Source organism: Chlamydiifrater volucris (assembly GCF_902806995.1).
GTDB lineage: Bacteria > Chlamydiota > Chlamydiia > Chlamydiales > Chlamydiaceae > Chlamydiifrater > Chlamydiifrater volucris.
Genome location: NZ_LR777654.1, coordinates 652,464 through 664,904 on the forward strand (window position 1 = coordinate 652,464; position 12,441 = coordinate 664,904).

9 protein-coding genes are annotated in these 12,441 nt (G+C 38.9%); 6 read left to right on the forward strand and 3 right to left on the reverse strand.

The features are described 5' to 3' along the window. Positions 1–20: 20 nt before the first annotated feature. A complete protein-coding gene (gene rpsU / locus KJA62_RS02845; RefSeq protein WP_213318515.1) occupies positions 21–197 on the reverse strand; it encodes a 30S ribosomal protein S21 in 177 nt (58 codons plus the stop codon). A gap of 133 nt (positions 198–330) precedes the next feature. Then, positions 331–942, reverse strand: a complete 612-nt coding sequence (locus KJA62_RS02850; RefSeq protein ID WP_213318516.1) for a hypothetical protein — start codon at positions 940–942, stop codon at positions 331–333. 316 nt (positions 943–1,258) lie between these two features. On the opposite strand from KJA62_RS02850, the gene lon reads away from it, so the two are divergent. After that, a complete protein-coding gene (lon, locus tag KJA62_RS02855) occupies positions 1,259–3,721 on the forward strand; it encodes an endopeptidase La (protein WP_213318517.1) in 2,463 nt (820 codons plus the stop codon). A 179-nt stretch (positions 3,722–3,900) separates the two neighbouring features. On the opposite strand, the gene KJA62_RS02860 is transcribed toward lon, so the two are convergent. Further along, positions 3,901–4,263, reverse strand: coding sequence for a hypothetical protein (locus tag KJA62_RS02860; RefSeq protein WP_213318518.1), 363 nt, complete (start codon positions 4,261–4,263; stop codon positions 3,901–3,903). A 252-nt stretch (positions 4,264–4,515) separates the two neighbouring features. Here KJA62_RS02860 and KJA62_RS02865 point away from each other — a divergent pair, with 252 nt between their 5' ends. The 5 genes from KJA62_RS02865 to KJA62_RS02885 all read left to right on the forward strand — a co-directional run bounded on the left by KJA62_RS02865 (position 4,516) and on the right by KJA62_RS02885 (position 12,440). Then, positions 4,516–6,021 (forward strand): hypothetical protein, encoded by a 1,506-nt coding sequence (locus tag KJA62_RS02865; protein WP_213318519.1) that lies wholly within the window; start codon positions 4,516–4,518, stop codon positions 6,019–6,021. A gap of 70 nt (positions 6,022–6,091) precedes the next feature. After that, positions 6,092–7,615: a hypothetical protein gene (locus KJA62_RS02870; protein WP_213318520.1), complete on the forward strand. Its 1,524-nt coding sequence runs from the start codon at positions 6,092–6,094 to the stop codon at positions 7,613–7,615. 57 nt (positions 7,616–7,672) lie between these two features. After that, positions 7,673–9,298, forward strand: coding sequence for a hypothetical protein (locus KJA62_RS02875; RefSeq protein ID WP_213318521.1), 1,626 nt, complete (start codon positions 7,673–7,675; stop codon positions 9,296–9,298). A gap of 112 nt (positions 9,299–9,410) precedes the next feature. Then, positions 9,411–10,892, forward strand: coding sequence for a hypothetical protein (locus KJA62_RS02880; RefSeq protein WP_213318522.1), 1,482 nt, complete (start codon positions 9,411–9,413; stop codon positions 10,890–10,892). 48 nt (positions 10,893–10,940) lie between these two features. Next, entirely contained in the window at positions 10,941–12,440 is a 1,500-nt protein-coding gene (locus KJA62_RS02885) for a hypothetical protein (protein ID WP_213318523.1), read from the forward strand. Position 12,441: the final 1 nt, after the last annotated feature.

The following is a 12,441-nucleotide window of genomic DNA, read 5'->3' on the forward strand; positions in this document are numbered from 1 at the left end:
AACCAAGTTTCACATCAAAATTACCGGCTACGATATTTTGCTGCAGCTTTAGATTTCGCTCTTTTCTTCACAGACGGCTTATCATAAAAACGATGCCCTTTGGACGCTTTCATGATTCCCTCTTTATCAACTTTCTTCTTCAAAACTCGAAGAGCCTTGTCTATTGGCTCACCAATTCTCACTTTAACACTTGGCATCGACAACCTTACAATAGATTCAAAAAACAAATCCCTCCGCTCCAGAGAAAAACATTTCTGTAGAGAGCGGTTCGCGGCAAATTGTAACACCATCATCATTACCCTTCAAGAGTTAGTTCACTCTAAATCTCCCTCAAAACGGAGAAGGTCCTGAATAATCTAATTCCAAAGAATTTTCCGCAGCACCTCTTTCCCATTGAGACTTTAGCAGAGACAGCACTCTGGAAAAATTTGGCACAACGACATCCACCGTTATATCATCAGGAATATTTTCAAAAAAACCCTTGTTAGGACATAAAATCTTTCGAGAACCATACCCTTTACAGAAATCAAAAATTTCCTTCACTCCAACCACCTTCGGCTCTACTAGAGTCCTAACCTCTCCGTCTACTAGCTCTCGAAGACAAATAAAACCCTCCCTCTTACTTACAGCAATACAGACAGTAAAAACTCCATTCTCCCGAGGAACAAAAGCTTCTGTGGTCGACCATCCCAAAATTGGAATTCGCAAACTATGAGCTATCCCTAACCCATAGGCCACACCCTGACGCAGAGAGGAAAATCTACCAGGACCTTTGCATACCCCTATCATCTCTGGTGGATAATCTAACCCTCTAACAAAATCACCGAGAGAATCTAAACCCTCCTTATCCGGCAACTCTTTGAGAAACGAAATATCATAAAAATCCGCAGAATAAGCAAAAAAAGGCCTTCCCACGGAAGTATCTAAAAGCAAAACTCGCATACCAACAGATATTTTTAACGCAGTGAACTAGAGAATGATAAAGCAAACTTTGTTTAAGAACAACTCCGTGTCAAAACTACCTATGAATCACTTTTCTTCTCAAAAAAGAAATACTATCTGGCATCGGAAAAACATCATCTTCTAAACCATCAATAACTCTTTGGGTATAAGCAAACTTGTGCGTAGTGAATTTTTTACTATTCAATCCCCTAATGGATCTTCTTAAGACTTTTTTCTACACCTCCTTTCTCTCATAAAAAAAAACCAGATGTGCTAACCTTTGCACTTTAGAAGCAATTAATTCGTGTAGGTAACAGTGGATTCTGAGGATTCAAAAGATAGTCAAGAATTTCCAGAGACTAACCCTTCTGATATTGAGAAAATTTTGGATGATAGCGAAGAAATGGAAGAGAAATCTGCAAGGAAGCATCTCCCATCAGAGCTTTTCATCCTTCCTCTCAATAAACGCCCATTTTTCCCCGGAATGGCTGCTCCAGTCCTTATTGAATCCGGCCCTTATTATGAAGTGCTTAAGATGTTAGCTAAGTCCTCCCAAAAGTATGTGGGCCTTGCTTTGACGAAAAAGGAAAATGCCGACATTTTGAAAGTAAATTTCAATAAGCTATACCGTGTAGGTGTATTGGCTCGGATTTTGCGCATCATGCCGATAGAGGGCGGTAGCGCTCAGGTTCTTCTGAGCATTGAGGAGCGCATACGCATAGAAGAACCCATCAAAGACAAGCACCTTAAAGCAAAAGTTTCTTACCATCCCGATAACAAAGAATTAACGGAAGAGCTCAAAGCCTACTCTGTTAATATTGTCTCGGTTATTAAGGAATTACTTAAGCTTAACCCTCTCTTTAAAGAGGAGTTGCAAATCTTTTTGGGTCATTCCGACTTCACAGAGCCCAGTAAGCTAGCGGATTTCTCGGTAGCTCTAACAACGGCTACCAGGGAAGAACTTCAAGAAATTTTAGAAACTGTCGATATGCATGACAGAATCGATAAGGCCCTCGTTCTCTTAAAAAAGGAACTAGATCTCAGCAGGTTGCAAAGAAGTATTAATCAAAAAATTGAAGCCACGATTACCAAAACTCAAAAAGAATTCTTTTTAAAAGAGCAGTTGAAAACAATAAAAAAAGAACTCGGCCTTGAAAAAGAAGATAAAGCTGTAGACATAGACCGATTCACTGCTAGGCTGAAAAAACGATCTGTTCCTGAGTACGCCATGGACGTTATTCAGGAAGAAATTGAAAAACTCCAAACTCTGGATACTTCTTCGGCCGAATACGCTGTTTGTCGCAATTATTTAGATTGGTTGACGATCATTCCCTGGGGAGTTCAGAGCAAAGAGTATCATGATCTAAAAAAAGCTGAAAAAATCTTAAACAAAGATCATTACGGACTGGAAGACATTAAACAACGTATTCTAGAGCTTATCAGCGTAGGAAAGCTTTCTGATGGGTTAAAGGGCAGCATTATTTGTCTTGTAGGTCCTCCTGGAGTAGGAAAAACTAGTATAGGCAAGAGCATTGCCAAAGTTTTGCATAGAAAGTTCTTTCGTTTCTCCGTAGGCGGTATGCGTGATGAAGCTGAAATTAAGGGTCACCGCAGGACATATATTGGATCTATGCCGGGGAAAATGGTTCAGGCTTTAAAACAAAGTCAAACCATGAATCCAGTCATTATGATTGATGAGGTTGATAAAATCGGTTCTAGCTACCATGGAGATCCTGCTTCTGCCCTTTTGGAAGTTTTAGATCCTGAGCAAAACAAAGATTTTTTGGATCACTACTTGGATGTCCGTGTAGATCTATCCAACGTTTTGTTCATTCTTACAGCAAATGTTTTGGACTCTATTCCCGAGCCTCTTCTGGACAGAATGGAAATCCTTCGTTTGTCTGGATATATACTAGAAGAAAAATTACAGATTGCAACTAAGTACTTGATTCCCAAAGCTAGAAAGGAAATGGGGTTAAAGGCGGATGATGTCGTTTTTCAGCCAGAAGCTATAAAGCAAATGATTAACAGCTACGCTAGAGAGTCTGGTGTACGAACACTAGATGGGAATATTAAGAAGATCTTAAGGAAGGTGGCTTTTAAGATTGTCCAAGACGAAGAGAAGCCCAAACCAAGGAGAAAACAGCAAAGAATTACTGTGGAAAATCTCTCCGATTACTTAGGAAAGCCTATTTTTTCTAGCGACAGGTTCTATGAACATCCTCCAGTGGGAGTGGCAACTGGGCTGGCATGGACTTCTTTAGGTGGCGCCACTCTGTATATTGAGAGTGTTCATGTTCCCGCAGACAAGACTGAGATGCAACTTACAGGTCAGGCCGGGGATGTTATGAAAGAATCTTCTCGTATAGCATGGACTTATCTTAATAGCGCTTTGGATAAATATGCCCCAGGATTCACCTTTTTCAACAAGTCCCAGGTACACATCCACATCCCTGAAGGCGCTACACCAAAGGATGGTCCTTCAGCCGGAGTCACTATGGTCACCTCCTTATTGTCTCTTCTCTTGGAGACCCCTGTACTGAAAAATTTGGGTATGACAGGAGAGCTTACCCTAACGGGAAGAGTTTTAGGAGTCGGAGGTATTAGAGAAAAACTTATCGCAGCAAGAAGGTCGCAACTAACAACATTAATCTTTCCCGAGGATAACCGAAGAGATTATGATGAATTGCCGGGATATCTTAAGAAAGGGCTGAAAATACACTTTGTTTCTCATTACGATGATGTATTCAAGATAGCTTTCCCAAAGAAGAAAAAGTAACCGCGATCTTAAAGGCGTAGTTTGGCTTCTATTAGCAGCAACTGCGCCTAACTTGTTTTGTATTTTGTCTTTACAAGATAGCTTCTCTATCTTTTAATTCTCCTTTTGCTATCACAACTAGGTACTATGGCCCTATCACCATTGCAATATCATCCCCATTTGCAGATAAACGATACCATTCATGAGCCTTCGTCTTCCGCACAAAAGACGAACCGTGTTTTTTTTGCCATCCTTGTAATTCTTTCGTTGATGATGGTGGCGTCCATAATTTGTTTATTAATAACTCCAGAACAGTGGCAAGTGGGATTAATAGGTTTTTTTTGTCTCTCTCTTTCTGTTATTTCTTCCTGTTTACTTTCTTTTTGCACCCAGCACTCTTCTATCTTCGAACTTCCTAAAGTACCTTCTAGCCCAGAACAAAAAAAAGAAAAATCTTCTAACGAATCACAAATAGATAATTTACCTGTCCCCCATCTCTCTCTTAATTCTCGATCAAGTTCCTTATCTTCTTTGGCCTCTCTTTGAAGAGTGTCTAGCAACACGCAAGCATATGAGAAGAATTTACTCTTAAGGAAAAATTCTCTCTTCCATCTTTTATGAAAATCTTAAAACAAATTTTTAAATACAAAATCCCTCTCTAATCTACTTCTGAGATAGAAAGTCCTTAAAAACAAAGAAATCAAAAACAATAAAAACATTTTTATAAAGAGGGTTAAAAAATTAAATTAAATTGATCAAAATCAATCATAATTAATAACTTTCTATCATCTAATGAAAAGCATTTAAAAATTTTTATGTCTCTACCCGTAGGCAGTTACGACCCTTTTAAAGACCCTATCCCTTCTACTTCATCACAAGCGTTGGAGGAATTGGACACAGCAAACAAGGTGCAGCGAACTTTTGAACTATTGAAAAACCTTCTAGATACGACAGAAAAAAGAGATAGCAGTCCTAAAACTGGCTCCGTGCAAGCGTTATTAGAAGAGCAATATGATTCTATTGTTATTGATGCAGCAAAGCGACAAATTATTAGACTTATCCAAGAAACATCTCAAAACTGCCTCCAAATCGCCAAGACATTAGTCAATAGGGAGATATGTTTAGAACAGCGGTTACAAGAAAGCCATCTCCTCACCCGACAAGAACTGGCTTCCATCAAAATTTCCCTGAAAGAACTTTGTGAGAAACAATCTCCTGTACAGCAGACAAAATCAGAAAAGCAAAAGAGCTTACCCTTAAAAAAACGAACTTACAAAGAAGCCTTTCTTCCAGAAGAAGATCTTTTACCTAAAAAAATTTCATACTCCCCAGAGGTGACTCTTCGACTTTCTAATAGCTCTTTAGAGACAGTGTTTGCGCTACTCGATATGGTGAAAGATAACAAGGGATGGGGAACAAAAGATTTTACTTGCTCTACTCATACTCCTTCTGGATGTGCAACTTGCTCTCCAATCCAACATTTGATGACTACAGAAAAATCAACTAAAGAAATGCAGTTAAGAAGGCAACTTTGTGTCTTGTTGGAATATACTTCAAGGGAAGCTCTAGCTAAATGCCTTCATGAAAATCGTCATATATTAGCTTCAATACTAGGAGGTGCTTGTCTCCCTAACCATCACTTAGCCTTTATCATTGACCAGTGTCAAATTGATGATGACATCTGTCTTCCTGATACTCCGAATCCAAAATCTCAAGCACAAATTTATAAATATATGGAAGAAATCATCAGTGCTGGAGTTGAATCTGCTTTCGTCAAAGGGATAAGGTCTGTCTGGAAAACAACAAAAATGTTCCAGATCGCCGATGCTCTAACTATCACTTCAGAGTACGACACAAACCACGAGGAAATTCTTACCAAGACATCATTTTTAGATGCCCTACCCAAGCTGCAGAAAACGTACTTCTTTACTTCTAAAGGTAGAAAAAGCAAAAACCACGCAGACGCGGCCTATTCTTTGCCGTTCGGCCTTTTCCTGACGCAGGCAACCTTTGCTACTGCTCAAGCAATATTGCATAACCCTTCTTCTGCGTTTTTATTAACAAAAACAAGTTTGGGAAAACCGCTTCCAACATTAACTCTATTGCTAAGAATACTCAGTCTGATTCTTTCCTTACACACAAAGTGGAAACTACGCCTTCTACCCTGCAAGGCAAGTGTAAAAGCTCGAAGTTATTTGCATTTCAATGACGCCGATTCTGAAGCTTTGGAAAACGACTTCTTATCGTTTACCAAGGAAAATGAAATCAAAATGAGTGGAAGTAATTACTCAAAGAAAAAGCCCCAGCCTAAAAAGCAATGAGACATTAACCCATTTTAAATACAAAAAACATCGTTAAGTAAAGCACGTTTAGAATTATTTAAATTATTGCATGACAAACCCCGTAAATCCGCGACTCTATCGCTCTCAAATCCTAACAGTTACCTCTGAAGGAGATTCTCTCAAAGAAAACGAAAAATCCATAGAAGAAAAAGTCCATAGTGCCTTTCTTATCCTAAAAGATCTCCTGACGCTTTCTTCTGAGGAGAACCCACCTGGAACCTCTCAGCAAGAACGTCCAGTATTACATCAGCTAGAAATGTACGACAGTATTGTTGTCCAGGCTTTGGGTCAACAAATTTCTCGCCTCTTAAAAGAGACAGCTCAAACTTGCTCCCAGGTAGCTAGGGCCGTCATCATGAACAACATGTCCATTGAAGGAAGATTACAATCTTGCCAACTTTTTACAAGAGATGAGTTGGAAAAATTAAAAACGACTCTACAAGATTTAAGTGAAAGCGGGTCATCTTCCTCCAAGCGTTCCCTTGAAGAAGGAAAGTCTCTTCCACTAAAGAAACGTAAGTATATCCCAGCAGATGAATTTTCTCCCTTGGTGTTACCAGAAACTTCTTCAACGTCTGCTATTGCAAAAGCCCTGCAATCCACTCAAGTACTATGCCACAAAGAATCTCTCTTAGCATTGCTAACTATGGTAGAGAAGAAGTTAAAATGGACAATAAACAACTTTACTTGTCCACAGCATACCCCTCCTGGTTGCACTTTTTGCGCTCCTATTTGTGCTTTAATGTTTTCGCCTAAAGAAGAAATCCCACAATTGAGTGACCAGCTACAAATTCTACTACAATACACAAGCAAAGAGCGCTTGGCAGGCTGTTTAAGCTCTAACACAAGTTTACTTCAAAATCTTTTGAAAGCACGGTTCTTTCGCAACCATCAATTAGCAATTATCCTATCAGAATGCGATATAAGCGATGATATTTGCTGCCCTAATGTTCCCAATCCAAAACACCAAGTCCAAATATACACCTTGACTGAGCAACTAATCACTGCTGGACCTAATTCTCCCTTCGTACAAACGATAAGAAAACTGTGGAAGCAGAGCACCCTAGAAAAACTTGAAGACTCTTTAGAACTGTCATTGAATGATCAAGGAACTACTAAACAGTCAATAACCAGAGATTTGTTCATCGCTCTTCTTCCTAAATTACACCGCACCTACTACTTTTTAACTTCAGACAAAAAATATCGGAATTTCTCCGACAGGCCAATCACACCACCCTTTGCGAGATTCCTCGCTAACGCAGCTTTTGCAACTGTTCAGTCCATTATAGAATCCAAAGAGTGCTCTGAGTTTCTCACAAAAACTCCAGAAGGAAAACTACTACCTTCCTACAGACTACTGATACAAGTCCTATGTTTAATACTTTCATCCAGCATCAAGTGGAAATTACGCTTGCTGCCGTGCAAAGCGAGCATAAAAGTACGTCATCATCTCGCATTTGACGAGAGCACTACCAGGATCCTCCACGAAGAGTTCTCTCTATTTGCACAGAGAAACCATATCAACGTAAGTGGAAGCTCTACCATTAGGGACGTTAAACCTTCAAAAAGTTAACCCATTAAAACAAACGGTAAATCGAAAAAATTAAATAAAAATAGGAATTCTTTATCAATGTCTTCATCTATAAGCAGAAGTTCTTCTCCACAATCTCCTGCATACATACAATCTTCAACAAGGAGCCCTGATTCTTTAGGCAACCGGATAGAAAAGACATTCCACACCTTGCAATCTCTTTATCTTTTCTCTTTAGATAAAAAAACATCCGAAGAGCTAACAGCTAAATACAATTTAGCAGTGGTGGACGCCCTTTCCTCGCAAATAAGCTCTATCCGTATGGAGACAACAAAAAACTGCTTACAGATAGCACAGGCCATGATAAGCCTAAATATTCATCTAGAATCTCGGCTACAGTCTTGTCAAGTTCTAACGAATAAAGAACTTCTAGATATAAAATCTACTTTAAAAGATCTGGATGAAAGCGGTTCATCATCGTATTCGGAAGCTACCTCTTCCTCGGAAATGCGACAAAAAAGTTTATTAGAGAAATTCACCGTCTCCTCGTCCAAGGAAGGAGAAAAACTTGCTAGTCAAGAAAAACGAAAAGCGACAGACTCTGCTCTTCAAAGCTCTTTACCATTCAAGAAGCGCAAACATTTCTTTGAAGAAGCTTCCTCTGCCCTTCCTTCCTTACAATTTCCATCTATTCCTCCTCTCACCCCTTCAACTCCCCTGCCACAAACTCGAGTATTACAAAAACCTACGTCTCACCCTTGTTCTGTAATTCTACATACCAGCAATATTTCAGAAGAAATTCCGTTAGAATCCATGATAGCATTTGTCGATATGGTTGCATCTCGGAAAGGCTGGGGCCCATCAGACTTTTCATGCCATAATCACCTCGGTAGCTCTTGCCCTACTTGCCGACCTATTCAACACTTAATGATACTAAACAAAACACAGAAAGAGATTTTTCTAAGAAGACAAATAACTGATTTATTAAGCTACACCACTAAACAGTCTCTAGCTAAATGCCTTGCTTCAAATCCTATATTATCGGAGTCCATAAGAAATGCTCACTATCTACGCAATTATCAAATAGCTCTAGTTATTAAAGAATGTGGCATTGGTAATGAGGTTTGTTTACCTAAAGTCTCTAATCCTGCTACTCAACTTTCCGTTTATCTTCCTTTGTTATCTTTGATTAGAGAAGGTTCTAATTCTACATTTGTAAAGTGCATCAAAGAAATTTGGCTGCAAACCAAAAATAAGGGTTACCCACCTGTCCTTCGAATAGCAGAGGATAGCCCACAATCCGCTCGATTCATCTATCTGGAAGATTTTGCCAAACATTTTCCAGATATTCAACGCTCTTACCCTGCTGTGAATAGAAGAAGAGGTATCCCTGCATTTTCGGACAAACATATGACAAACTCTTTTGCTAAGTTTTTAGCTTGTGTCACTTTTGGAACAGTCAACGCAATCCTAGCGAACCCTCAGTATCACCACCTTCTTACACCTATGCCCTCGGGAGCCAAGCTACCCTCTATGGACTTAATCATGCGAGTATGTTGTCTCGCCTTATGTTCCAACACCAAATACAAAGTGCGGATACTTCCATGTAAGATCAGTGTGAAAACACGAGACTATCTGCATTTTGGAGAGGAAACCACCAAGGAATTATTCCAGTCCCTACTGGAGTTCACTGTATCAAACAATATCAAGCTTAATGGCTGTTAATTGTCTGTGAAACAAGGTTTTTATTACAAAAACCAAATGAAATTAAAAAAATGAATTAAATTGAAACAAAAACAAAATAAATAAAATTATATCCCTAAAAACAAGAGAATTCATGACTTTGCCTATAGGCTCACCACATCTTTCACCTATTTCTTCCATCGAATCACCCACAAGTTCTGGAGGAAGCCAACAAGATAGAATCAAAGATCTTTCATCACTAATTCAGGAACTTCTCCGCTTTTCTACCGGAAGCTCTAGCTCATCAGCAATACAATCAAAGGAAGATGTATTGCTAAGCTTATACAGTATAGATTCTATAGAATCCATCTCTGAACAACTTTTTAGCGTAATACAGTCGACTTCCGCCAGCTGTTCTAAAATTGCTAAAGCTTTAATTGCATCCAATATTTCGTTAGATAATAAGTTGGCATCTAACCAAAGACTAACCCCTGAAGAACTCTCACTAATATCCTCTTCTTTGAGTGGAGATGGCTCGTCTCCAGGCATCTCAGAGAAAAGAAAAATCTCTGAAGAAACGGACCTTGAAGAACAAAAAAAACTGCCGCTGAAAAAAAGAAAGATATTCTTCGGATTACATTCGTCTCTACTGCCAGAGACGGAGGAATCTCATATTCACTCTTCAAAGCCAACCCCAATTTGTTCTTTGGAAATGGTTCGAGAATTTATAAAAACTGCACGGGAGGAATGCATAAGGGAACCCATATCCTTCCCTTGCCACAAGCACGAGATTGACAAATGTTTAATGTGCCAACCAACCTTCTTATATAACCAACCTGTACCGAATGAAACAGAACTTCTTTTGAAAAGGCAGCTGTATATCCTCACGGAACACTCCGACGTTGAAACTATTGCACAAGCAATTTTTACAACCGAAAGTCTCCTGGAATGTTTTCTCGATAGAAAATACTTCCGCAATCACCAACTGGCAGTTCTCCTAGAAAAAGGTAATGTAGGAAATTCCATTTGCATCTCAAACTTACCCAATCCTAAGTTGCATCTTGCTCTCTATACGCCTATGTCTTCCCTAGTGGAACAGGGATTAAAGAATACTTTTATCCAAAACATATTGAAATTGTGGAGCACATCTACAGAAATTGTAACCCCAATGACCACTCTAGATATTCTTGCAGAATCAGGAGCCATAGAATCTCTAGACACATCGACTTTAGAGAAAAGAATTCCGAAAGTCATTAGGACATACGTGAACGTAAGTAAAAAAACAGGAGATACAAGCCACGTAAAAAGACAGATGTCTTCTACATTCTCTTCTTTTTTGTCTTCTGTCATCTTTAAAACTATTCAGAATATCTTAATGGACTCCTCCTATCACTTTCTCCTAGAGGAAACAAGCTCTGGACAGAAGCTTCCTTCTTTTGAATTGCTGATGCGTATCTGCTCTCTAATTCTTGGATCTAGTTTCAAGTGGAAGACACGTCCTCTACCCTGTAAAGCCAGCGTAAAACTCATGGACCATTTAGAGTTTGACGTAGAAACAACCCAAAAGATTAATGAATCTTTAGTAAGATTTATTAGACAAAACAAAATAAAACTTAAAGGAAGCAGAGATTTTTAAAAAACCTTCAAAAAAACTAAACTAAAAAATTAAAAAACATTAAAAACCATGTCATTACCCATAGATCGTCGTTCACCAGGTACTTCTCCTCAACCTTCTACCTTACAAGAACCACCCCAAGAAGAAAGAACCATCGCTCCTTCCCTGAAAGAAAAAATTCTTAGCACTTTCGATCTATTGCAAAACTTGCTCTTATTTCATATCCAACTAAAAGACAACCAAAAATCTGAACCTCACACATCGTTGTCTGAATATAACATTCAAACTGTAAAATCTACTTCGCAACAGATACAAGAAGTTATGGAAGAAACAACCAAAGGATGCATGGATATAGCTAAAGCATTGATTGCTTCAAATATTTCATTGGAACAAGGGTTATCTTCTAATAGGTTGCTCACAAGTACAGAACTATCTCTTATAAAATCCACCTTAAAAGATTTCGAGGATGCAGGCGGTACAAGCAGTACAAAAAGACCATCACCCTCACAAGAAAAGGAGCTTGAACAACACCTGCCATTGAAAAAACGAAAATACTTTTTAGAAGCCATCTCTACCCCCTCTCTGATCCCACAACCTAAACGATCTTCCCTGGAATCTGAATGTTCCCTAGAAACGGTAAAAATCCTCCTGGGACTTATTAAACAAGGACAACGAAAAGAATTTCTATGTTCCATGCACACACTCTCAGAGACTTGTTCGCTATGTCTACCTATAAAACATTTTCTTTCAACAATTCATGCTGAAGGTTCCCGAGCACCGATTTTGGAACAACAAATCAGTGTGCTATTAGACTGTACGACCATGGAAAATTTAGCTAACTGCTTGTATAAGAATAGGGACATATTAAAAAACCTACTAAATGCGAAACATATTCGCAACCACCAGCTAGCCACAATAGCCCTAGAGTGCGATATTGGAGATGAGATATGCCTCAATAATTTAGAGAACCCCAAAACACAGGCAATCATATATTCCCACGTAAGTAAGTTCACCTCTGAAGGTTTATCTTCTCCTTTTGTATCAAAAATGAAAGAGATTTGGGAAAGCTCTAATCTCCCTCAAGAAATCGCTAAATGCTTCGAGATCATAAATCCCGAAACAAACGAAGTCCAAAAGATGACAGACCAAGAGTTTGCCTCATTAATCCCCTGTATACAACGTTCCCATCGATTCAGAGACCAAAGAAGAACTCATGGAATCAATTATTCCAATAGAATGATGTCGCCAAAGTTTGCTAAATTTTTGTCTTCTCTTGTATTTAGAACAGCCCAGATTATTCTACTAGACACCTTGTCATACGGTTCCTTACTAACAGAAGGACCCAACGGAGTACTTTTCCTAACGAAAGATTTGCTCATGCAAATTTGTTCTCTGATTCTTTGTTCTAATACATCCTGGATTCTTCGCATACTTCCTTGCAAAGCTAGTGTTAACCGTAGAGAAACTTTGGAATTTGAACCCAAAACCACAGCCTTATTGCATGAAGCCATAGTCAGCTTCACTCGTAGGAGCGGCATCATATTGCTTGGAAGATGCTTTCTCAAATAAG